Source organism: Roseovarius indicus (genome assembly GCF_008728195.1).
GTDB lineage: Bacteria > Pseudomonadota > Alphaproteobacteria > Rhodobacterales > Rhodobacteraceae > Roseovarius > Roseovarius indicus.
This window is the reverse complement of sequence record NZ_CP031598.1, coordinates 319,205-341,162: the sequence shown is the minus strand read 5'-3', so window position 1 is coordinate 341,162 and position 21,958 is coordinate 319,205. Positions and strand designations below refer to the sequence as shown.

26 protein-coding genes are annotated in these 21,958 nt (G+C 66.5%); 15 read left to right on the top strand and 11 right to left on the bottom strand.

Annotated features, from left to right (window positions below):
* Positions 1-55: 55 nt before the first annotated feature.
* The 6 genes from RIdsm_RS01670 to RIdsm_RS01645 all read right to left on the bottom strand — a co-directional run bounded on the left by RIdsm_RS01670 (position 56) and on the right by RIdsm_RS01645 (position 4,744).
* Entirely contained in the window at positions 56-1,573 is a 1,518-nt protein-coding gene (locus tag RIdsm_RS01670) for a catalase (RefSeq protein ID WP_057816337.1), read from the bottom strand.
* Positions 1,574-1,670: 97 nt separating this feature from the next.
* On the bottom strand, positions 1,671-2,396 hold the full coding sequence (locus RIdsm_RS01665) for a SpoIIAA family protein (protein WP_057816338.1): 726 nt from the start codon (positions 2,394-2,396) through the stop codon (positions 1,671-1,673).
* Between the two features lie 209 nt (positions 2,397-2,605).
* Positions 2,606-2,989 (bottom strand): DoxX family protein, encoded by a 384-nt coding sequence (locus RIdsm_RS01660; RefSeq protein ID WP_057816339.1) that lies wholly within the window; start codon positions 2,987-2,989, stop codon positions 2,606-2,608.
* Between the two features lies 1 nt (position 2,990).
* A complete protein-coding gene (locus RIdsm_RS01655; RefSeq protein ID WP_057816340.1) occupies positions 2,991-3,305 on the bottom strand; it encodes a DUF1244 domain-containing protein in 315 nt (104 codons plus the stop codon).
* Between the two features lie 11 nt (positions 3,306-3,316).
* Positions 3,317-4,396, bottom strand: coding sequence for a hypothetical protein (locus RIdsm_RS01650; protein WP_074940363.1), 1,080 nt, complete (start codon positions 4,394-4,396; stop codon positions 3,317-3,319).
* A gap of 6 nt (positions 4,397-4,402) precedes the next feature.
* Positions 4,403-4,744 carry a tautomerase family protein gene (locus RIdsm_RS01645; protein WP_057816342.1) on the bottom strand — a complete coding sequence of 114 codons (342 nt, stop codon included), beginning with the start codon at positions 4,742-4,744 and terminating at the stop codon, positions 4,403-4,405.
* 120 nt (positions 4,745-4,864) lie between these two features.
* Here RIdsm_RS01645 and RIdsm_RS01640 point away from each other — a divergent pair, with 120 nt between their 5' ends.
* Positions 4,865-5,218: a DUF2200 domain-containing protein gene (locus RIdsm_RS01640; protein WP_057816343.1), complete on the top strand. Its 354-nt coding sequence runs from the start codon at positions 4,865-4,867 to the stop codon at positions 5,216-5,218.
* 104 nt (positions 5,219-5,322) lie between these two features.
* Here RIdsm_RS01640 and RIdsm_RS01635 read toward each other — a convergent pair whose 3' ends face one another.
* Both RIdsm_RS01635 and RIdsm_RS01630 read right to left on the bottom strand, forming a co-directional pair.
* Entirely contained in the window at positions 5,323-6,588 is a 1,266-nt protein-coding gene (locus tag RIdsm_RS01635; RefSeq protein ID WP_057816344.1) for an MFS transporter, read from the bottom strand.
* A gap of 153 nt (positions 6,589-6,741) precedes the next feature.
* Positions 6,742-7,482, bottom strand: a complete 741-nt coding sequence (locus RIdsm_RS01630) for an N-formylglutamate amidohydrolase (RefSeq protein WP_057816345.1) — start codon at positions 7,480-7,482, stop codon at positions 6,742-6,744.
* Positions 7,483-7,674: 192 nt separating this feature from the next.
* On the opposite strand from RIdsm_RS01630, the gene pyk reads away from it, so the two are divergent.
* Together pyk and RIdsm_RS01620 are read left to right on the top strand one after the other, a co-directional pair.
* Complete coding sequence (gene pyk / locus RIdsm_RS01625) at positions 7,675-9,120, top strand: pyruvate kinase (RefSeq protein ID WP_057816461.1); 1,446 nt, start codon at positions 7,675-7,677, stop codon at positions 9,118-9,120.
* Between the two features lie 47 nt (positions 9,121-9,167).
* Positions 9,168-9,389, top strand: a complete 222-nt coding sequence (locus tag RIdsm_RS01620) for a hypothetical protein (protein ID WP_057816346.1) — start codon at positions 9,168-9,170, stop codon at positions 9,387-9,389.
* A 12-nt stretch (positions 9,390-9,401) separates the two neighbouring features.
* On the opposite strand, the gene RIdsm_RS01615 is transcribed toward RIdsm_RS01620, so the two are convergent.
* Positions 9,402-9,830 (bottom strand): MerR family transcriptional regulator, encoded by a 429-nt coding sequence (locus tag RIdsm_RS01615; RefSeq protein ID WP_057816347.1) that lies wholly within the window; start codon positions 9,828-9,830, stop codon positions 9,402-9,404.
* A 72-nt stretch (positions 9,831-9,902) separates the two neighbouring features.
* Here RIdsm_RS01615 and RIdsm_RS01610 point away from each other — a divergent pair, with 72 nt between their 5' ends.
* The 5 genes from RIdsm_RS01610 to RIdsm_RS01590 all read left to right on the top strand — a co-directional run bounded on the left by RIdsm_RS01610 (position 9,903) and on the right by RIdsm_RS01590 (position 13,503).
* Positions 9,903-10,538: a cation efflux transmembrane domain-containing protein gene (locus RIdsm_RS01610; RefSeq protein WP_057816348.1), complete on the top strand. Its 636-nt coding sequence runs from the start codon at positions 9,903-9,905 to the stop codon at positions 10,536-10,538.
* A gap of 120 nt (positions 10,539-10,658) precedes the next feature.
* The gene (rpmI, locus tag RIdsm_RS01605; protein WP_057816349.1) at positions 10,659-10,859 is read left to right on the top strand and encodes a 50S ribosomal protein L35; all 201 of its coding nucleotides are present in this window, start codon (positions 10,659-10,661) and stop codon (positions 10,857-10,859) included.
* A gap of 13 nt (positions 10,860-10,872) precedes the next feature.
* The gene (rplT, locus tag RIdsm_RS01600) at positions 10,873-11,238 is read left to right on the top strand and encodes a 50S ribosomal protein L20 (RefSeq protein WP_057816350.1); all 366 of its coding nucleotides are present in this window, start codon (positions 10,873-10,875) and stop codon (positions 11,236-11,238) included.
* A gap of 190 nt (positions 11,239-11,428) precedes the next feature.
* Complete coding sequence (locus tag RIdsm_RS01595; protein WP_057816351.1) at positions 11,429-12,730, top strand: flavin monoamine oxidase family protein; 1,302 nt, start codon at positions 11,429-11,431, stop codon at positions 12,728-12,730.
* Between the two features lie 5 nt (positions 12,731-12,735).
* Entirely contained in the window at positions 12,736-13,503 is a 768-nt protein-coding gene (locus RIdsm_RS01590) for a MauE/DoxX family redox-associated membrane protein (RefSeq protein ID WP_057816462.1), read from the top strand.
* Here RIdsm_RS01590 and RIdsm_RS01585 read toward each other — a convergent pair.
* Entirely contained in the window at positions 13,496-14,176 is a 681-nt protein-coding gene (locus RIdsm_RS01585) for a hypothetical protein (protein ID WP_057816352.1), read from the bottom strand. The genes RIdsm_RS01590 and RIdsm_RS01585 overlap by 8 nt on opposite strands.
* A 140-nt stretch (positions 14,177-14,316) precedes the next feature.
* Here RIdsm_RS01585 and RIdsm_RS01580 point away from each other — a divergent pair, with 140 nt between their 5' ends.
* The 7 genes from RIdsm_RS01580 (at position 14,317) to RIdsm_RS01555 (ending at position 20,353) form a co-directional block, all read left to right on the top strand.
* Positions 14,317-15,204 (top strand): fatty acid desaturase family protein, encoded by an 888-nt coding sequence (locus RIdsm_RS01580; protein WP_057816353.1) that lies wholly within the window; start codon positions 14,317-14,319, stop codon positions 15,202-15,204.
* An 83-nt stretch (positions 15,205-15,287) separates the two neighbouring features.
* A complete protein-coding gene (gene pheS, locus RIdsm_RS01575; protein ID WP_057816354.1) occupies positions 15,288-16,361 on the top strand; it encodes a phenylalanine--tRNA ligase subunit alpha in 1,074 nt (357 codons plus the stop codon).
* A gap of 102 nt (positions 16,362-16,463) precedes the next feature.
* Positions 16,464-16,748, top strand: coding sequence for a YrhK family protein (locus RIdsm_RS01570; protein WP_057816355.1), 285 nt, complete (start codon positions 16,464-16,466; stop codon positions 16,746-16,748).
* A 168-nt stretch (positions 16,749-16,916) separates the two neighbouring features.
* A complete protein-coding gene (locus tag RIdsm_RS29995) occupies positions 16,917-18,320 on the top strand; it encodes a hypothetical protein (protein ID WP_074940392.1) in 1,404 nt (467 codons plus the stop codon).
* Positions 18,321-18,390: 70 nt separating this feature from the next.
* Positions 18,391-19,677 carry an ABC transporter substrate-binding protein gene (locus tag RIdsm_RS01565; protein ID WP_057816356.1) on the top strand — a complete coding sequence of 429 codons (1,287 nt, stop codon included), beginning with the start codon at positions 18,391-18,393 and terminating at the stop codon, positions 19,675-19,677.
* A gap of 114 nt (positions 19,678-19,791) precedes the next feature.
* Positions 19,792-20,085 (top strand): type II toxin-antitoxin system RelB family antitoxin, encoded by a 294-nt coding sequence (gene relB, locus RIdsm_RS01560; RefSeq protein WP_057816357.1) that lies wholly within the window; start codon positions 19,792-19,794, stop codon positions 20,083-20,085.
* A complete protein-coding gene (locus RIdsm_RS01555; RefSeq protein WP_074940361.1) occupies positions 20,078-20,353 on the top strand; it encodes a type II toxin-antitoxin system RelE/ParE family toxin in 276 nt (91 codons plus the stop codon). The genes relB and RIdsm_RS01555 overlap by 8 nt, the downstream gene beginning before the upstream one ends.
* Before the next feature lie 133 nt (positions 20,354-20,486).
* On the opposite strand, the gene RIdsm_RS01550 is transcribed toward RIdsm_RS01555, so the two are convergent.
* Positions 20,487-21,935: a DegQ family serine endoprotease gene (locus tag RIdsm_RS01550; RefSeq protein ID WP_057816465.1), complete on the bottom strand. Its 1,449-nt coding sequence runs from the start codon at positions 21,933-21,935 to the stop codon at positions 20,487-20,489.
* Between the last annotated feature and the right edge of the window lie 23 nt (positions 21,936-21,958).

Sequence of the window (21,958 nt, the reverse complement as noted above, 5' to 3'; positions counted from 1 at the left end):
GTGTCAGTGCACGAAACAGGAAGGCGCGCCCGAAAGCGCGCCTTCGCGTGGCGGGCTAGCCGCCGATGCTCTTGGCCGAGGCCATGCCCGGCGCGTCGGATGTGCCGCCGAGCTTCTCGCGCACGCCTTTCTCGATCCGGTCGCCGACATCCTTGTCGATGTTGCGCCAGTATTCGAAGGCCCGCTGCAGGACCTTCTCGCTGACGCCGTCGCAGAGGTGGCCAACCACGTTGTTGACCAGCCGCTCGCGCATGGCATCGTCCATCACGTCGCGCACCAGCGCGTGCGCCTGGCTCCAGTCGTCATCGTCCTCGCGCAGGGTATAGGCCTGCCGGACCAGATCGCCATCGGCGTGGAAGGTGCCCGCCTCGCCGGTCATGTCCGGCTCGGCCGCCGGACCGCCATAGGAGTTGGGCGCATAGACCGGGTCGACCGCGTGCTTGGTGCGCATCTCGCCATCCTTGGAATAGGCGTGCGTTTCGGTCTTGGGCGCGTTCACCGGGATCTGCTTGTAGTTCACCCCAAGCCGCGCACGGTGCGCGTCGGCATAGGAGAAGCCGCGCGCCAGCAGCATCTTGTCGGGCGAAAGCCCCACGCCCGGCACCATGTTGTTGGGCTCGAAGGCGACCTGTTCGATCTGGCTATGGAAATCGACCGGGTTGCGGTCGAGGGTCAGCTTGCCGACCTCCATCAGGGGATAGTCGTCATGCGGCCAGACCTTGGTGAGGTCGAAGGGGTTGATGCGATAGGTCTTGGCATCCTCGTAGGGCATGATCTGCCACTTGAGCGTCCAAGAGGGCGGGTTCCCCTCGGCGATGGCGTTGAAGAGATCGCGCCGGTGGTAATCGCTGTCGGCACCGGCCAACTCGTCGGCTTCCTCCTGGCTCAGGTAGGCGTTGCCGTCGCCCAGGTCGGTGTGGAAGTGGAACTTGACCCAGAACTTCTCGCCCTCGGCATTGACCAGCGAATAGGTGTGCGAGGAATAGCCGTTCATCTCGCGCCATGTGCGCGGAATGCCGCGATCTCCCATCAGATAGGCGACCTGGTGGGCGCTTTCGGGCGACAGCGTCCAGAAATCCCACTGCATGTCGTGGTCGCGCAGCGCATTGTCGGCGCGACGTTTCTGGCTGCGGATGAAGTGCTGAAACTTCATCGGGTCGCGGACGAAGAAGACAGGCGTGTTGTTTCCGACCATGTCGAAATTGCCCTCTTCGGTGTACATCTTGATGGAAAAGCCGCGCGGGTCGCGCCAGGTGTCGGGGCTGCCGCGCTCGCCGGCGACGGTCGAGAAGCGGGCGACCACCTCGCATTTCGCGCCGGGCTGGAAGATGGCGGCCTTGGTGTATTTCGACACGTCCTGCGTGGTTTCGAACGTGCCGAAGGCGCCCGAGCCCTTGGCGTGGGGCTGGCGTTCCGGAATGCGCTCCCGGTTGAAGTTGGCCATCTGTTCGATCAGGTAGTGATCGTTCAGCACGATCGGGCCATCGGGGCCCACGGTCAGCGAGTGTTCGTCGCTCTGAACCTTGAAACCTGCGTCCGTGGTGGTCGGGGGTGTCTTCTTGTCGTCGGTCATCGTCGGCCTCTCTGAAATCTCGGAGAGTCAACGAGAGTCGGCAGGGGGTTGTTCCTGCGGGGCCGCCTGCCCTTGCGTGAAGCGGCCCCGGGATGGGTCAGGCGGCAAGCCACTCCTTCGCCTTGTCGAACTCCGACCCGCCGAAATGCCGGGCGTCGAGCCCGAAGGCGCGCTTGCCGATGCCCACGGCCATGTCCTGCCAGCCGGCATCGCCGACGATGGCCGCCCGGTCGACGCGGGAGGCATGGCCGCGCACGAGGTCGAAGTGATCCTTCAGCGCGCCCAGCCCCTGCCAGCCGTCGAAATCGCGCAGGTCGATCAGCAGGCGCATCTTCTCGTGCTTGGCCATGTAGCGATTGAGGTCTTCGAGGTCGTTGGCATAGGCCTCGCCGTCAAGCTTGCCGCGCAGGCTGAGATGCAGGATGCCGTCGCCGATCTCCTCCTGCTGGATGGTGCCGAGGCTTTCGCGCAGCCAGCGGCGGGCATCCTCCAGCTCGGACATGGCGAACTTGCCCACCGGGCAGGGGAGGAACACCGAAAACGCGCCCACGGCATTGCGCATGGCGGTGTTGTCGGTCACCAGCGCCGCCCGGTCGAAGCCGCGCCAGTGCTTGAGCCCGGTGCGCGCGTCTTTCAGCATCGCGCCCAGGGTGAAGTCGGAAAAGCCGGCCTCGACCACGGCCAGCATGCGCACGCGGTCGCCCTTGGCGATGGCCGCGTCGATGGCGGGGATCAGGGTATCGGTGTAGTCGGCGTCGGTAACGGGCGGCGTCATGCGGATCTCGAGGATGCCGTGGTCGCCGGTGTGGTCTATCTCGATCATTGGGTTGGTCCTTCCACCTCGGGTGAGACTGGTTTGGATATAGGAAGCCTTTCGGCGTTCGGAAAAGGGGGCGGGCAGACACCGGCTGAACCTTGCGCGGGGCGGGTTTAGCAGGGAGTGGGACGAGGGGCTTTGACGGGGGTTAAGCTAGAGGGCGATGCGCGGCGGCGCTCGCTTGGCGCGCCTTCGTTCCGCGCCAGCGATTGCGCTTAGGTGTTCTTGCGGCCGAACAAGTAGTACCGCCCCGGCCCCTGCGCCGCGAGGATCAGCAAGCCCCCGGCAATGGCGATATTCTTGACCATGATCGTCACCTGCCACGGGTCGGCCCGCAGCTGCCAGTGAAAGAAGCTGGTGAACACGCAATACGCCGCCAGCACCAGCGCCCAGACCCGCACGCGCGGCCCGAGCACAAGGCACAGACCGGCCACGAGGTTGAACGCGGCAACCGGCCAGTCCAGCCACCCCGGCAACCCGATCCCGGTGATCATCCCGATCACCTGCGTCGGGTCGCCGACCTTCTGAACCGCGCCGCCGAGAAACAGCAGCGCGATCAGAACCCGGCCAACAAGGTTGAGAGCGTCTGAGAAAGGCACCTCAGCCCTTGTCGCCCACGTTCTCGGCGAAGGATTTCTTGAAGGCGTCCTGCTTCTCGGGCGAGGCGTCGGTCTGGTAGTTGGCCTTCCACTCGTCCATCGTCATGCCGTAGAAGATCTCGCGCGCCTCTTCCTTGCCCATCTCGATGCCGCGCTCGTTGGCGGCCTCCTGGTACCAGCGCGAGAGGCAGTTCCGGCAGAACCCGGCGAGGTTCATCATGTCGATATTCTGCACGTCGGTGCGCTTTTCCATCAGGTGCTCGCGCAGGGTCCGGAACGCGGCGGCCTCGAGCTCGATGCGGGTCTGGTCGTCCATGACGGGTCTCCTTACCGGTGGGTCAGATAATAGGCGGCACGCGATCTTACAGAGGGAGAGGTATCCTCCGCAAGGCGTGCGGCAAGCCTGTCCATGTCGGATGTGGCCTCTTGCCGGCGGGCGATCAAGCGGTCGGCGGCCACTGCGCGGACTTTCGGCGATCGGTCAGCCACCGCGGCCGAGAGGAGTGCGGGAAGGTCGCCGGCGACGGTAAGCGACTGGGTCTCGTGCACGGGAACACGCTTCCGCCGCGCCATGGACTTGTCGATCCACTCGTAGCGAAAGCCCGTAAGCCAGCGGGCCTGACCGGTCAGCAGGCATGTCATGGCAACACGGCGCACGCCCGGATGGGCGGCGTCATGGGCGAGACGGTGCAGGTAGGGATCAAGCGACGGGTCGCGAAGCAGCTGTTGCAAAAGGTATCCCTGTCGGCCGGTAAGCGCCGTCTGCAGGGTATCTGCAAGACAGGCGGCGGTATCGCGGCGGGTCAGGAGATGCCGCACCGCTGCCCGGCCCGTGGCGGACCAGCGTTGAAGATGCGGCTCCATCTCCAGCAGGAAGAGCGCGGCGCCGGCGATGACGTTCGGGTCGGTCTCGGGGAAGGCGCGGGCGGCATAGGCCTCGGCCGCGAGGCGCACGTTCTCGACCCAGTCGTTCAGGCGATAACAGGCAGCGGCCAGTTCAAAGGCAGAGCGCGGCGGACCGGGAAGCGCCTCCATCGCCGCCTGCCGCAGATAGCCGTCGCCGTGGAAAAGGACGAGCCAGCCGAGGTCGGGGTTCAGGGCGAGGCGTTTGCTGTCGCGCGGGGCGCGACCGAACCGCCCATTGGGCCACAGGGACGTCAGGTAGGGATCCTCGTCCCTGGACGGGATCCAGGGCTCGTAAAGCCGCCTGATCTCGTAGCCTCCGCGCGGCACGGCCATGGGCGTGAGCCCGGCAAGGCCCTGTCTGTATGCGGCGATCTGCCCCGGCTCGACCCGGTCGCGGCGACTGGCACAGCCAAGCTCGTAGACTGCGCGTTGCACGGGTTCGGGAAGAACCGTCCAGCGGTGCTTGTGGAACACGTCGGGATATTGGCGCGGCGCTGACAAGGCGGGTTACAACATGCGCTTGAGGTAGGGCGGGTGAATGTCGCTCAGCCGGACCGTCAGGCTGCCGACATCGGGAAGATGCTTTTCCAGGTGGTCCAGTGTCAGCCGGGCAAGGTCGGCGCGGGTGTCCTCATCCCGGCCCGGCAGCAGCAGGAGGGTGGCGTGGGCGAAGCTCTGCGGCTCGACCCCGATGCGAGAGGCGGTCGCGGCGATGGTGCGCGTGCGCACGGTATCGGGGGAACTGACGGAGGGGTGGGCGGCAAAGGCCTCCCACAGGGTGTCGCACAGCGCCTGAAGGTCGTGGCTGTCCTCAAGGCCCTTGGAATGTTCGATGGTGATATGGGGCATGGGCGGTCTCCTTCTTCCGGGCGAGTAAACGCGGCTGGCCGCACGGGGCGCAACAGCAAAGTTGGGGCATCTCGGCCAAGCCGGTGGTAGAACGGGTCAAGCAGCACGACAGAGGCCCCGATGACACGGCACAAGATCTTCTCGATGAGTTTCGCGAGCGTCTACCCGCACTACGTCGCCAAGGCCGAGCGGAAGGGCCGCACCAGGGCAGAGCTCGACCAGATCATCCACTGGCTGACCGGGTATGACGCGGCAGGGCTGAAGGCGGTGCTGGCGGATGAGCGCGATTTCGAGACCTTCTTCGCCCGGGCGCCCCGCATGAACCCGGCGCGAAGCGGGATCACGGGCGTGATCTGTGGCGTGCGGGTCGAACAGATCGAGGAGCCGCTGATGCGCGAGATCCGCTACCTCGACAAGCTGGTGGACGAGCTGGCCAAGGGCAAGGCGATGGAGAAAATCCTGCGGGCGGGCTAGGCGGCCTCGAGCGCGGCACCCGGAATTTGCGCAAATTCCGGGGGAGAAAATGCGCATTTTCTCTCCCGTTTTCCGCGCGGAAAACGCCCCCGGCCGCGGACGGGTCAGCCTTCCTCCTGCGCGTCGCGGTCCTGTTCCGCCTGCTCCGCCGCCCAGGCCCCGGCGGCCTCCACCGCGACGGGCGAGGCGGTGGGCAGGACACCGAGATAGCTCTCGGTCTCCTCCGCCGGCGCCACCGCGCGCTGGGTCATCCGGTAGAGGGCATAGAGCGCGATGAAGGCGAAGGTGCCGCCCAGCACCAGCCAGAAGGCCGACGGAGAGAACTGCCCCATCGCCCAGCCCGCCAGCAGCGGCCCCACGATGGCGCCCAGACCGAAGGTGAACACGAGCCCGCCCGAGGCCGCCGGCATCTCCTCGGCCGTGAGGAAGTCGTTCGTGTAGGCGAGGAAGAGGGCGTAAAGCGGCGTGGTCACGCCCCCGGCAAAGAAGGCCGCCGCCATCAGGAACCACAGGTTGCCGCCCGCCATCCAGCCCAGCCCGCAGGACACCCCGCCCAGCACCGCCGCGCCGAAGATCAGCTTGCGCCGGTCCATCCGGTCCGACAGCCAGCCGATCGGGTATTGCAGCAGCAGCGCGCCGCCGAACAGCATCGCCACCAGAAGCGCGATGGCATCGGACGACATGCCGATCTCGGTGCCGAAAACAGCCGCCATGCCCGACTGCGTGGCATAGACCCCGCCCAGCAGGAAGATCCCCACCGTGCCGAGCGGCGAGCCGGTGAAGAGCCGGCGCAGCGACATCGGCTTGGCGACCTTGGCCGCCGGCGCGGGCGTCGCCGACAGAAGGATCGGCCCGAAGGAGATGGAGACGAGGATCGAGGCGCCGATGAACAGCGTCGCGGTCCCGGCATCGCCGAGGGTCAGAAGCCCCTGCGCGCCGATGATCCCGAGGGTCTGGGCGATCATGTAGGCCGCCAGCACCGAGCCGCGCGTCTCGTTGGTGGTGGAATCGTTGAGCCAGCTTTCGGCGGTCACGTAGACGCCCGACATGCAGAACCCCACCAGCAGGCGCAGCACCGTCCAGGCGATGGGGTCGGTCACCAGCGGGAAGGCGATGAGCCCGGCCGACATGAAACTGCCCAGCGCGGCGAAGACCCGCACATGGCCCACGCGCTGGATCATCAGCGGCGTGATCCGGGCGCCCGAGAGGAAGCCCAGGAAATAGCCCGAGGTGACGATGGCGAGTTCAGTGGCCGAAAACCCCTCGATCCCGCCGCGCAGGCCGATCAGGGTGAAATGCATGCCGTTGCCCAGCATGATGAACACGATCCCGAGCAGAAGCGCCCAGACGCCGGAGAGAAGCCGAAACATGCGCCCGAGCCTAGCAGATGGAGTTCATTTGTGGAGGGTCGATCGCAAGGGCGTCGGACGACGCGATACGCTGCGGTCGGCGTGCCCGGAATTTGCGCAAATTCCGGGGTAGAAAATGCGCATTTTCTACCCCGTTTTCCGCGCGGAAAACGGCTACACCCCCGCCGTCTCCGCCGCGTCCTCCAGAAGCGGCGCCAGGCGCCTCCCCCACGCGACCTGATCCGCCTCTTCCTCGATCAGGTCGTTGCGCACTTCCAGCAACACGTTGGGCCGCTCATAGGCGATGGCGTGCCGCGCGATGGCGTCGCCGGGCAGATGCCCGCCATAGGGTTCGTTCTCGCCGATGCACAGGTCGGGCTCTTGCCGCAGGCGCGCCGCCAGCGGGCGGCTCAGGCGTTCGTCGGCGGCGTAAAGCACGCCCACATGCCACGGCCGGGGCGGGCGGCCCTGAAGCTGGCGGGTGAAGCTGTGGACCGAGACGATCACCGTATCGGCCCGCCGCGCCGCCAGCTCCGCCAGAGCCGTGTGATAGGGCCGGTAGCACCGGTTGAGCCGCAGCTGAAGCTCCTCGTCGCCCGCATGCCGGTTGCCCGGGATGATCGTGCCGTCATAGAGCTTCATCAGAAGCGTCGGGTCATCCTCGCCCCGGTTCGGGTCGATCACGAGGCGCGAGAAATTGGTGGCGATGAAGGGCGCGTCGAGCTGCCGGGCGAGTTCGCGTGCCATGCCCAGCGCGCCCACGTCATAGGCGATGTGGCGCGCCATGTCGCCCTCGGCCAGCCCCAGCGTGCCGCCATTCACGAACGGGGGCACGGTGTTGGCCGCGTGGTCGCAGGTCACGAGCCAGCGCGCAGGGCGGTCGGCCCCTTCGATCTCGAACGGGTGGTACGTCATCGGGGTGTCATGTCCTTTGCGCACGGTCTAGGACAGTTGCGCGGGGATGTGAATTGGGTAATAACCAACCATAAACCCGTTAGCGATAACAGACTTTCCGTATACCCCGCCGCCATTCGCGACAGGCCCATTGACATGCCCGGCCACGGCTGAATGATCGTGGCGGACCCCAAGCCGAAGGATTTCGCCCGCATGAGACGCCACCGCAACGTCAAGATCGTCGCCACGCTCGGGCCTTCGTCCGAGACCTACGAGATGATCCGCGCCCTGCACGAGGCCGGGGCCGACGTGTTCCGGCTGAACATGAGCCACGGCACCCATGACGGCATTCGCGAGAAGCACCGGATCATCCGCCAGATCGAGGAGGAGCTGAACAGCCCGATCGGGATCCTGGCCGACCTGCAAGGGCCGAAACTGCGGGTGGGGGCGTTCGCCAAAGGCGAGGAGGAGCTTGAGGAAGGCGCGTCCTTCCGGCTCGATCTCGACGGGGCGGAAGGGGATGGCGCCCGGGTCTGCCTGCCCCACCCGGAGATTTTCCAAGCGCTGGAGGTGGGCTCGACCCTGCTGGTCAATGACGGCAAGATCCGCCTCAGGGTCACCGAATGCGGCCCCGATTACGCCGAAACCGAGGTGATCGTCGGCGGCACGATCTCGAACCGCAAGGGGGTGAACGTGCCCGACGTGGTGCTGCCGCTCGCCGCGCTATCCGAGAAGGACCGCGAGGACCTGGAATTTGCCTGCGAGCTGGGCGTCGACTGGCTGGCGCTGAGCTTCGTGCAGCGCGCGGCGGATGTCGAGGAGGCCCGCGAGCTGGCCAGGGGCCGCGCCGCGATCCTGTCGAAGATCGAGAAGCCCTCGGCGGTCGAATGGTTCGACAACATTCTCGCCGCCTCTGACGGGATCATGGTGGCGCGTGGCGACCTGGGTGTCGAACTGCCGGTGCAGAACGTGCCGCCGATCCAGAAACGGCTGGTGCGCAAGTGCCGGGCCGCGGCCAAGCCGGTGATCGTGGCGACCCAGATGCTCGAATCGATGATCGAAAGCCCGATGCCCACCCGGGCCGAGGTCTCCGACGTGGCCGCCGCCATCTACGAGGGCACCGACGCGGTGATGCTGTCGGCCGAAAGCGCCGCGGGGCAGTACCCGGTCGAGGCTGTCACGACGATGGACAATGTCGCGCGCGAGGTCGAGGACGACCCGACCTATACCCAGATCATCGAGGCGTCGCGCGTGGTCGACCGCACCACCGTCGCCGACGGTATCGTCGCCGCCGCGCGCGAGATCGCCGAGGCGACCGATATCGTCGCCATCTGCTGTTTCTCGCAGTCGGGCACCACCGCCCTGCTGACCGCCCGCGAACGGCCGCGCGTGCCGATCATCGCCATGACCAACCTCGTGGGCACCGCCCGGCGGCTGGCGCTGACATGGGGCGTGAACTGCGTGATGACCGGCACGCTCGACCGGTTCAAGCAGGCCGTGCTGGGCGCGGCGCGGGCGGCGCGGGAACAGGGCTATGCCGAGCCGCTCGACCAGATCGTCGTCACCGCCGGGGTGCCGTTCAACGTGCCGGGAACAACCAACATCCTGCGCGTCGCGCCCTGTCAGGAAAGTTTGATTTACGCCACCGATCCGGGCTAACCTGCCCGCCAGGGCCGGCCCCGGCCCCTTTCGGAAAAGGACCGCACGTGGAGCCAGATCTTCTGCTAATCATCGGTATCGTTCTGGCGGTTCTCTCGGTGCCGTCGATGCTGTCGGCCTTTGCCGACCGGCGCACGCCGCGGGTGGCGGCCGTTGTGGCCATCGTCGGGGGCGGCCTGATCGTCTGGGCCTTCCGCGAACAGCCGGGCGGCTACACGCTCGAGGAAATCCCCGAGGTCTTCGTGCGGGTGGTGGCGCAGTTCATCTGAGCCGCCTCGGAGCTAATGCCCCTGCCCATGCTCGGTTTCGCACAGGTCGTGGTCCGACAGCGAGGCCAGCACATAGCACTCCTCCGGCGTCCCCTCGCCCGAACAGCCGTCGACGATCCGGCCCAGCTCCGTCTCGAGCGCCCTGAGCCGCGCGATCTTCTCCCGCACGTCATCGAGCTGCGCCTGCGCGATCTCCGACGCCTCGCGACAGGTGCGGTCGGGGTGGCGCTGCAACTCGATGAGCGACGAGATCGCCCCCAGCGGAAAACCCAGATCGCGCGCATGGCGGATGAACCCCAGCTGCTCCAGCTCGTCGCGGCCATAGCGGCGCTGGTTCCCCGAGGTGCGCCCGGCGGCGGCAATCAGGCCCATCTCCTCGTAATAGCGGATGGTGGGCACCTTGACCCCGGTGCGGCGGGACAATTCTCCGATGGAATACATCAAAAACCCCCTTGAAGCTCTAGTTACTAGAGAGATTAGGTTACGGGTAACGCGATTTCAACGAGGTACGCCATGGCAGGCTGTTGTGGACATGAGGCGCGGTTCGACGGGGTGTCGGCCGCTTACAAACGCAGGCTCTGGGCAGTCATCGCCATCAACGCGGCGATGTTCGTCGTCGAGATGAGCGCCGGCCGGGCCGCGCAGTCGCAGGCGCTGAAGGCGGACGCGCTCGATTTCCTGGGCGATGCGCTGACCTATGGCATCTCGCTGGCGGTGATCGGCGCATCGGTACATGTGCGCACCACGGCCGCGCTGGCCAAGGGCGTCAGCCTGCTGCTCATGGGCACGTGGGTGTTCGGCTCGACCGTCTACCGGGTCTTCGTGACCGGCGTGCCCGAGGCGGGGATCATGGGCGTCGTGGGGGTCATGGCGCTGGCGGCCAACCTGGCCAGCGTGCTGCTGCTGATGCAGTACAAGGATGGCGATGCCAACGTGCGCTCGGTCTGGCTCTGTTCGCGTAACGATGCGATCGGCAATGTCGCGGTGATGCTGGCGGCCCTCGGCGTCTGGGGCACCACGACTGGCTGGCCCGACCTTCTGGTCGCGGGTATCATGGCGGGGCTCTTCCTGTCGTCGTCGGTTCAGATCATCCGGCAGGCGCTGGACGAGCGGCGCGAGGAGGCCGGGCACGTCCACGAGCCCGGCTGAACGCCCGGATTTTCCCTTGCACGGAAGGCGGGAAGCTCGTATACGGCCCGCTCATCAGCGCGGCCGGCCGGAGTGGCATGCCGAGTCGCGTAGAACAACCGACCGACAAAGGAGCCGGAAATGCCCAAGATGAAGACAAAATCGAGCTGCAAGAAGCGGTTCAAGGTAAGCGGCAGCGGCAAGATCATCCGCGCCCAGGCTGGCAAACAGCACGGGATGATCAAGCGCACCAACAAGTTCATCCGCGACGCGCGTGGCACGACCACGCTGAGCAAGGCTGATGAGAAGATCATCAAGCCGATGATGCCCTATTCGCGCTAAGGAGAACTGATCAATGGCACGCGTTAAAGGTGGGACAGTTACCCACGCCCGTCACAAGAAAGTCACCAGCGCCGCGAAAGGCTATTACGGCCGCCGCAAGAACACCTACAAGGTGGCGGCACAGGCCGTCGACAAGGCCAACCAGTACGCCACCCGCGACCGCAAGAACCGCAAGCGCAACTTCCGTGCGCTGTGGATCCAGCGGATCAACGCCGCGGTGCGCGCCCATGATGAAAGCCTGACCTATTCGCGCTTCGTCAACGGCCTGAGCCTGGCCGGCGTCGAGGTCGACCGCAAGGTTCTCGCCGACCTGGCCGTGCACGAGCCGGCGGCATTCGGCGCCATCGTCGAGCAGGCAAAAAGCGCATTGGCCCAGTAAGCCAGTCGCACCGAGGGACAAACGGAAACGCCGCCGCGCAGAGATGCCGGCGGCGTTTTTCTTTTACGGGGGCGGCCGGCGCCGTTTTCCGCGCGGAAAACGGGGTAGAAAATACGTATTTTCTACCCCGGAATTTTCGAAAATTCCGGCCCCCGTTGCGTTTGAGGCACCTGTACCGCAAAACTGACGGATGCCGGAATTCGACGTCGTCATCATAGGGGCCGGGGCCGCCGGAATCGGGGCCGGGCTGGAACTGGCCGGCACCGGCCTGCGCTTTGTCATGCTCGAGGCCGCCGACCGTATCGGCGGCCGCGCCCTGACCGATACGACCTCCCTGCCCGTTCCGTGGGATCACGGCTGTCACTGGCTGCATTCGGGCGATGTCAATCCGCTGGTGCCCTGGGCCGACCGGCTGGGCGCGGCGTATTTCATGGAAGAGCGCCAGGATCACTTTGCCATCTGGCAGGGCGGCAGGTTCGCCTCGCCTGCCGAGCTGGAGCAGGCCGGGGCCGCAACGCAAGCGGCCTGCGCCGCGATCGAAGCGGCCGCATCGGCGGGCCGCGACGTCTCGATCCAGCAGGTGCTGCCCGATGCGGGGCGCTGGACCGCCGGGGTCAGGTGCATCCTGCAATACATGGCGGGCGCCGACCCGGACCAGGTTTCGGCCCCGGGTTACCGGGATTACGAGGATACCGGGGCCGACTGGCCCGTCGTCTCGGGCTATGGCGCGCTGATTGCGGGCATGGCAGCCGGGCTGCCGATCAGGACGGGCCTGCCCGTCGACCAGATCGTCGAGCACCCCGGCACGGTCGAGGTTCACACCCCGGACGGGCAGATCACCGCAGGTGCAGCGATCGTGACAGTCTCGACCAACGTTCTGACGTCCGGCGCGATCCGGTTCACCGGCGGCGAGACCGCCGCGTTTCTCGAGACCGTGGCCGACCTGCCCTGCGGCACCTACGAAAAGGTCGCGGTGGCGGTGCCCGACCTGCCGCCGGAGGTGGCGGGCAAGATCTTCTGCATGGTCGACCCCGGCTCGGGCCAGACGGCTGTGGATTTCCAGGTCATGCCCGGCCCGCCCCCGGTGTTCATCGCCCATCTCGGCGGCGACGCCGCCGGAGCGGCCGTGGCCGACGGCCCCGCCGCCATGACCGCCCTGGCGGTGGAGCGGCTTTGCCTCGCCTTCGGCAGCGCGTTCGGCAAACGGATCATCGCCACCGGCACCAGCACCTGGCGCCGCAACCCGCTGATCGGCGGCAGCTATGCCACCCCCCGCCCCGGCGCGGCGCATCAGCGGCGCCTATCAGAGCGGGCGCGACAAGGCGCAGGAGATTGCGAGGCTGTTTCCGGCGTGACCGGGGCGATCCTGTTGCAGCCGACGCGCGCGTGGCAGGCGGCGGATTCGAGTATTTTTGGAACAATGAAACTGTGGGGCGAGTGGCCGGGGCCGGGCGTGGCTCGGAACAGGGAGCGGGGCTGGCACGTTTCATGAGTATCATGACCGATGCAACCGCAGACACCACCGCCCCCGCCGACACCCGCACCGCCAGCCTTTACCGGATGAACATGCCGGGCCACCTTTGCCCGTTCGGACTGAAATCGCGCTGGCTGCTCAAACGCTCGGGCTACGAGGTCGACGACCACCTGCTCACCAACCGCGAGGAGGTGGACGCTTTCATGGAGCGCGAAGGCGTGAAGACCACGCCGCAGACCTATATCGGCGGTGAACGTGTCGGCGGCTACGAGGAGTTGCGCGAACGGCTCGGCCATTCGGTGACGAAGGAGGGCGAGACCTCCTACACCCCCGTCATCGCCATCTTTGCCGTCTCGGCCCTGGTCGCGCTGGCAATCGCCTGGGCATCGCTGGGCACGGTCTTCGCCATCCGCACGGTCGAGTGGTTCGCCGCCACCGCCATGACTCTTCTCGCCGTGCAGAAGCTGCAGGACGTGGAGAGCTTCTCCACCATGTTCCTCAACTACGACCTGCTCGCCCGGCGCTGGGTGCCCTACGGCTATCTCTACCCGTTCGGCGAGGCGCTGGCGGGCATCCTGATGATCGCCGGCGCGCTCATATGGCTGGCCGCGCCGGTGGCGCTGTTCATCGGCACGGTGGGCGCCGTTTCGGTCTTCAAGGCGGTCTATGTCGACAAGCGCGAGTTGAAATGCGCCTGTGTCGGCGGCAATTCCAACGTGCCCCTGGGCTTCGTCTCGCTGACCGAGAACCTCGTGATGATCGCGATGGGCGCCTGGATGCTGCTCAAGTAGCCGTGCGGCGCCCGAAGGCCGCAAGGTTCGCAGGCGCAAGGAAGATCGACACCGTGAGCAGGCTGAAGACCAGCTCGTAAACCTCCCACTGCCGGGGGATGTCGACCACCAGCATCACCACGCTGGCGCCCACGCCCATGATCCCGTGGCGCCAGAGCGGCACCGGCACGGCCAGCCTGTCGGCCAGCCGGGTAACGACGGCGGATTTCCCGTAAAGCGCCGGCAGCGCCAGCAGGTAAAGCAGGATCGCCACGGTCAGCCCGCCCCCGAACACCGTCTTGGTCAGCTGCTTGCCGCCCACCACGATATTGTGCAGCGTGATCTCCTCCTGGTAATTCCGCTCCATCAGGTAGTCGGGCGTTTCCAGCCCTAAGATGCGCTGGCCCCAGGAAATCTCCTCACCCGTTCCGAAGACGAAGATCAGCGCATAGACCACCAGGCAGACCCCGGCCAGTGCCTGCCCCATCCGAAACTGCCGCACCGCCTGCCAGGCCAGCACCAGCGCCGAGACCAGCAGCATCAGCGCCGTGCCGTACTCGACAGGGCCGTCCTCGATGGCAAAGCCGGTGGCGAATTGCCGGTCGAAGCCGAGAATCCAGTAGGCGATGGTGAACAACAGGCTGGCATTCATCAGGCCGAAGAGAATCTGGTCAGCGGGGGAAAAGGAGCGCATCGTTACCTGCCTTACTTGAGAAAAAGAGTCGCCTACATCCGCTATGAATCCGGGCAGACACTGTCAACTGACGAAAGCGCGAGGGGGGCACTCTTCGATGCCCCTTGCCGCAGGGGCGACGCCTGCATAGGCTCTGCACCATGGACCACAAGCAATTCACCGCCGCCCTGCCGCGCGAGGTGCTGGCCGATCTGAACGCCACCGCCGATGCCCCCGGCCTGCGCCACCTGGCCGGGCATTTCGGGCTGATCGGGCTGTTCGGCGTGTGGATCGCGCAGGGCTGGTGGCTCTGGCCCCTGGCGGTGGTCGCGCAGGGCATCACGATCTGCTTCCTCTTCACGCTGGAACACGAGGCGACGCACAAGACGCCCTTCCGCACGCTCTGGATCAACGAATGGGTCGGGCGGGTCAGCGGCCTGCTCATCTGTCAGCCCTTCGAGTGGTTCCGGTATTTCCACCTCGCCCATCACCGCTTCACCAACATCCCCGACAAGGACCCCGAGCTTGTGGCGGGCGGCAAGCCGGAAACCTGGGGGCAGTATATCCGCCACGTCTCGGGCCTGCCCTTCTGGGGGGCGATGATCGGCATTACGGTGCAGAACGCGCTGGGGCGCGACCCGGGGCGCTATATTCCGGCGCGTGCCCGGCCCCGCGTGGTGGCAGAGGCGCGCTGGATGCTGGCGATCTACGCCGTGGCGCTGGCAAGCCTTCTGGTCACGCCGCTGCTCTTCTGGGTCTGGCTGCTGCCCTGTCTCGTGGGGCAACCCTTTCTCCGGCTCTACCTGCTGGCCGAGCACGGGCGCTGCGCCTTTGTCGCCAACATGTTCGAGAACACGCGCACCACCTGTACCAACCGCATCATCCGGTTCCTCGCCTGGAACATGCCCTACCATGTCGAGCATCACACCCTGCCCAACGTGCCCTTCCACCGCCTGCCGGAGCTGCACGGGCACATGGAAGGCCGGCATGCGGTGACATCCGAGGGCTATGCGGCCTTCACCGCGGATTACGCCAAGGCCCTGCGCTAGCGCGAAAGCCCCTGCCACCGCTTGCATTCGCGGCCCCGCCCGGCTAGCAGGACAGCCGACAGCACAACCAAGGGCGCCCCGCGATGGACGATCTGCGCGACAAGTATATTTCCCTGATTTCCGAGGCCGGCGACGAGGCCACGCTCGAGGACCTGCGCGTGCAGGCCGTCGGCAAGAAGGGCGAGGTCAGCCTGAAGATGCGCGAGCTGGGCAAGATGACGCCCGAGGAACGGCAGGAAGCCGGGCCGAAGCTGAACGCGCTGAAGGACGAGATCAACTCGGCGCTGGCGGCCAAGAAGGCGGCGCTGGCCGATGCGGCGCTCGATGAGCGGCTGAAAACCGAGTGGCTCGACGTCACCCTGCCCGGCCGGCCCCGGCGCAGCGGCACGATCCACCCGGTCAGCCAGGTGACCGAAGAGGTCACGGCGATCTTCGCCGATATGGGCTTCTCGGTCGCGGAAGGCCCGCAGATCGAAAGCGACTGGCACAATTTCGACGCGCTCAACATCCCCGGCCACCACCCCGCGCGGGCCGAGATGGACACGTTCTACATGCACCGCGCCGAGGGCGACAACCGCCCGCCCCACGTGCTGCGCACCCATACCTCGCCGGTGCAGATCCGCTCGATGGAGCTGCAGGGCGCGCCGCTGCGGGTGATCTGCCCGGGCCGCGTCTACCGCGCGGATTTCGACCAGACCCACACGCCGATGTTCCACCAGGTCGAGGGGCTGGCGGTGGATACCGACATCTCGATGGCGAACCTGAAATGGTGCCTCGAGGAGTTCGTGAAGGCCTTCTTCGAAGTCGACTCGGTCGAGCTGCGCTTCCGCGCCTCGCATTTCCCGTTCACGGAACCCTCGGCCGAGGTCGATATCCGCTGCTCCTGGGAAGGCGGCACGCTGAAGATCGGCGAGGGCGACGACTGGATGGAAATCCTCGGTTCGGGCATGGTGCACCCCAAGGTGCTTCAGGCCGGCAATATCGACCCCGACCGCTGGCAGGGCTTCGCCTTCGGCATCGGCATCGACCGGCTGGCGATGCTGAAATACGGCATCCCCGACCTGCGGGCGTTCTTCGATTCCGACCTGCGCTGGCTGCGGCATTACGGGTTTTCAAGCCTCGACGTGCCGACCCTGCACGGCGGGCTGTCGCGGTAAGGGCCACCGCACGGTGGGTTGTCACCCACCCTACGGCCGGGTTGCGACGGGGCGCGGGGCGATTATGTTGACCCGCGAACACCCCAGACCCGGAGATGTGACATGCCCCTTTTCAGGCAGGAAAACCGGCAGAAGACGCAGGAAAGCCGCGATCTTTACGCCGCCTATGAAATCGCCCACACCGCCGCCGATTTCGGCGCCGCGCTGAGCTTTCTCGTAGGCTCGATCCTGTTCTTCTGGAAGGACACCGAGACGGCGGCGATCTGGCTCTTCGTGGTGGGCTCGCTGCTCTTCTGCCTCAAGCCCACGCTGCGGCTGGCACGGGAGATCCACCTGCTCAGCCTTGGCGAGGTCGACAAGGTGGCGGAGCGCGCCGAGCAGACGTGACACCGGCGCCGCTTGACTTGCCGGGCGGCGCACCTGACGCTGTGGCCGGGACAGGCAAGCGGAGACCGGCACATGAACCATCGGCGCGCGCGCATGGGGCAGATTTCGGGATGCCTCCGGCGGGGATATTTTGACCAAGAAGAAGCTGGCAGACACCTGCGCTTCTTCTTGGCCCAAATATCCAAATCCGCCCTTGCCGCAATCGCTGCCCTCGCGGTTGTCGCGCTGACGGCGCAGGGGGCGTTGGCGCATGCCTCGGAGCAGGGCTTCGTGCTGCTTCTGCCCACGGATGTCTACATCGCCGCCGGGGGGGCGAGCGTTGCCCTGACGGTCGTACTGCTCGCGCTGTTGCCGCCCGGCGCGGCGGAGGCCTTGTTCCGGACGGTCCGGATGTGGCCCGCGAGCGCGGCCCTCCGGCATGTCACCTCCTGCCTCGCGGCTGTGGTGCTGGCGTTTCTCGTCTGGCGGGGATTCACCGGTTCGCGCGACCCGTCGGTGAACCCGATGCCGCTTTTCGTCTGGACGGTGTGGTGGATCGGCATGGTCTCGGTGCAGGGGCTGATCGGCAATCACTGGCGCTGGACGAACCCGTGGACGGGGCCGGCGGCCCTGCTGACGAAGCTCACCGGCAGCCGGGCGCCGTGGCGCTATCCGCGCCGGCTGGGGCATTGGCCGGCGCTGGGGATTTTCCTTCTGTTCGCGGGGTTTCTTTTGGCCGATCCCGCGCCGACCGATCCGGCAAGACTGGCCGCCTATGCGGGCGCCTATTGGTACGTGGCGCTGCTGGGCCTGGTGCTCTTTGGCCCGGCCTGGATGGTGCGGGCCGAGGGGATCACGGTGCTGATGCGGATCTATGCGCGGATGGGCCTGCTGGGCCGGGCGCGGGGCCGGGTGGCGGCGGGGCTGCCGGGCTGGCAGGTGATTTCCATGAAGGCGCCGCCGCTGGCGCTGGCCGTCTTCACGCTGGTGCTGCTGGGCACCGGCAGTTTCGACGGGCTGAACGAGACCTTCTGGTGGATGGGCGTGCTGGGGGTGAACCCGCTGGAGTTCCCCGGCCGCTCGGCGGTGATCGCGCAGACGCTGATCGGGCTGGTGGTCTGCAACCTCGCCCTGATCGCCGCCTTCGCCGCCTGCCTGTGGCTGGGCGAGCGGATCGCCGGCACGCGCCGGCCGCTGAAACAGGCGTTCTGCCTGTTTGCCCCGTCGATCCTGCCGATCGCGCTGGGCTATCACGTGGCGCATTACCTGACGGCCATCCTGGTCGACGGGCAATACGTGGCGAAGGCGCTGAACGACCCGCTGGGCAACGGCGCCAACCTGCTGGGCCTCGGCGATTTCTATGTCACCACCGGCTTTTTCAACACGCCCGGCACGGTCAAGGTGATCTGGCTGAGCCAGGCCGGTGCCGTGGTCATCGGCCATGTCATCGCCATCCTGCTGGCCCATGCGCTGGCGTTGCGCGACACGCCCGGCACCCGGCGCGCCGTTCTCGGGCAGGCGCCGCTGGCGGCCTTCATGGTTGCCTATACGGTGTTCGGTCTCTGGCTTCTGGCCTCGCCCCGCGGGCTGTAGCGCGCGCAAACTGCTGGACAAATGGCCTGACGCTTCGCAGACTTGGGTCAAGCAACAGGGAGAGCTTGCTATGACCAAACTCATCAAGGGCACGACGCGCCGGGGCGCATTGAAGACACTGGCGGGTGGCGCGGCGGGCGCGGCAAGCCTGCCGCTCTGGGCGCGTTTTGCCGACGCGCAGACCTCCGAGCCGATCAAGGTGGGCTTCCAGGTCCACCGCACCGGCATCGGCGCCGCCTATGGCCGCTGGTACGACCGCACCACCCAGGCCGCCGCCAAGCTGATCAACGACGCGGGCGGCATCAACGGCCGCATGGTCGAGATCGTCGCCGAGGATGACGGCACCGACCCCAAGCGCGGCGCCGAGGTGGTCGAGAAATTCGCCAACCAGCATGGCTGCGACGTGGGCTTCGGCACGCTGTTCAGCCACGTGGTGATCGGCTCGGCCCCGCGGGCGGGCGAGCTGAAGCTGCCCTATTTCGTGGTCTCGGAAGGGCATCACGTGGCCTCGGGCATGCTCAACCGCTATACCCTGCAGCCCGGCATCACCGACGTGAAAAGCCAGGTGCAGGCGATGGCGCCCTACGTGTCGGAGAACCTCGGCAAGAAGGTCACCATGGTGTTCCCCGATTTCGCCTTCGGCCACGATCACCGCGATTTCTTCACCTCGGCGATCGAGGCGCAGGGCGGCGAGGTGCTCGAGCATATCGCCATCCCGCCGTCCGAGACGTCGTTCACCAAGTATTTCCCCAAGATCCCGCGCGAGACGGAAGTGCTGTATCACGTCATGGTGGGGCCGGCCGTTCTGACCTTCGTGAAGGAGCTGGGCGAGTTCTTCGGGCCGTCGCGGCCGGAAATGTTCGGCTTCATCGACAGCCTCGAGGCGGTCGACCTGGCCAGCCCCGGCCTCGAATACCTCAACGACACCTACTTCTGGGAGGGCAACCCGCGCCACGCCCAGGAAGACCAGTCGGAGTTCGACAAGTTCTTCCGCGAGCAGGTGGGCGTCGACGAACGCGGCGCCTCGGTCAGCGATGCCACCGACGTGTCGACCTATGCCCACATGTTCGGCTGCTGGGAGACGCTCTACACGCTCAAGGCCGGGATGGAAGCCTGTGACTACAAGGGCCCGGATGACCGCGCCGCGCTGATCGAGGCGGTCGAGGCGATGACCGAGATGCCACACTCGAACGAGCACCCGCAGGGGGCCAAGCAGTTCAACGGCAAGACCCACCAGGTGTTCGGCCACCAGTATATCAGCCGGGTCGAGGACGGGTTCCTCAAGCGCGTGCACACCACCTCGATCGAGGACACGTTCTACCCCGACGAGGTGGATTACACGACCCAGTCGTTCTGAGGCGCTGGATCGCGAGACAACGGGGCGCGCCTTCGGGGGCGCCCTTTTTCGTTGACGGACGCTTGAGCGTATCTCAATTGAGATATATATCTTCCCAGTAAAGGAGATCATCCCATGCCCGCCCGAACCTCAATGCTTCATGTTCGCGTCGATGACCATTTGAAGGCGCAGGCCGCCGAAGCCCTTTCCGGCGTCGGCCTGACTCTGTCGGATGCGGTACGTATCCTGCTGACCCGCGTGGCGGCGGAAGGGGGGCTGCCCGCGGGCCTGACCGCCGATCCGGAGGCGTATGACGCCTGGTTTCGCAAAAAGGTTCAGGAGGCGCTGGCCGATACCGGGCCAGCGACGCCGCATGACGAGGCCATGCAGGATGCTCGCGCGCTGATCAACAGGAAACGCGGTGCCTGAACTGGAATGGAAGGCGTCGGCGGTGGCTGACCTGATGGCCATCGTCGACTACATCTCGAACGATAACCCCGACGCGGCACTGGCCCTTTTGGAGAAGATCGAGGCCAGGGTGGCCCGCCTTGCCGAGCAGCCAAAGACAGGACGCCCCGGCCGGGTTCATGGTACGCGGGAGCTGGTCGTTCACCACAATTACATCGTGATCTATGCCGAGCGCCCCACGGTGGTCACAGTGCTGCGAGTGCTTCACGCGGCACGGATGTGGCCCTAACGAGGTCGAAATCTTCAAAAGATTTCGATCCGCTTTCTTTTCAAGAAAGCGGCACCGCGCGCCAGGTCGAGAAATGACAACAGCCCCGGAGTTTCCTCCGGGGCTGCCGTCGTTTCAGCTATGGGCGCAGCGCTTACTCGCTGCTGCTGCCGCCGTTTTCGCCTTCATCCAGCGACAGCGCCACGAAACGCGGCTCGCCGGCGCGGCGGACCAGAAGCAGGAGCGATTTGCGCCCGGCTTCCCGTGCATCCGCGATGCGGTCTTCCAGGTCGCCGATGGCACGCAGCTTCTGCTGGCCGGCCTCGGTGATCACGTCACCGGCGCGCATGCCCTTCTCGTAGGCCTCTGCCAGCGTGTCGATATCCTTGACCACAAGGCCTTCGGTATCGCCGTCAAGCTCCAGCTGCTCGCGCAGCTCGTCGTCGAGCGGAGCGAGGGTCAGGCCGAGAACGGTCTTCTCGGTTTCCTGGGCTTCGGGCTCGTCCTCGCCGGGTTGGGCGGCGGGGATGGCGCCCTCGGCCTCTTCGCGGCGGCCAAGCTCGACCTTCAGCGTCTTGGTCTTGCCGTCACGGAAGACCACCACGCGCACCGTCTTGCCCACCGGGCTGTTGCCCACCTGGCGCACCAGGCTGCGGGTGTCGGTGACTTCCTTGCCGTCGAACGACATGATCACGTCGCCCGCTTCCATGCCGGCCTCGGCGGCCGGGCCTTCGGGCACGTCGGTGACAAGGGCGCCCGAGACCTTCTCGAGGCCAATCGCCTCGGCCACGTCGTCGGTCACGTCCTGGATGCGCACGCCAAGCCAGCCGCGGCGGGTTTCGCCGTATTCGCGCAGCTGGTCGACCACCCGGGTCACCACGTTCGACGCCATCGAGAAGCCGATGCCGATCGAGCCGCCATTGGGCGACAGGATCGCGGTGTTCACGCCGATGACCTGGCCATCGAGGTTGAACAGCGGCCCGCCCGAGTTGCCGCGGTTGATCGCGGCGTCGGTCTGGATGTAGTCGTCATAGGTACCGCTGAGCGCCCGGTTGCGGGCCGAAACGATCCCGGCAGACACCGAGAAGCCCTGCCCCAGCGGGTTGCCCATGGCGATCACCCAGTCGCCCACGCGGGCGGTGTCGCTGTCGCCGAAGCTGACGAAGGGCAGCGGCTTGTCCGTATCGACCTTCAGAAGCGCGATATCGGTCTTGGGGTCGGTGCCCACGACTTCCGCCGTCAGCTCCTCGCCCGAGAAGAACTCGATGATCACCTCGTCGGCGCTTTCGATGACGTGGTTGTTGGTGACCACGTAGCCGTCTTCCGAGATCACGAAGCCCGAGCCCAGCGCCGAGGTGCGGCGGGGCCGGTCGCCGTTGCGATCCTGGAATTCACGGAAGAAGTCCTCGAAGGGCGAACCCTCGGGGACGATCGGCGAGGGCCCGGTGCCCTGCGCCACCACGGTGGACGTGGTGATGTTGACGACCGCGGGGCTGACCGTGTCAGCGAGGTCGGCAAAACTGTCGGGGCGCGCCTGTGCCGCGATGGCTTGGGCAATGACGAGGCCCATGGCGAGCGCCGTCAGCCAGAAGGCCCGCAGCATGCCGCGGTCGTCCCGGGTTTTGG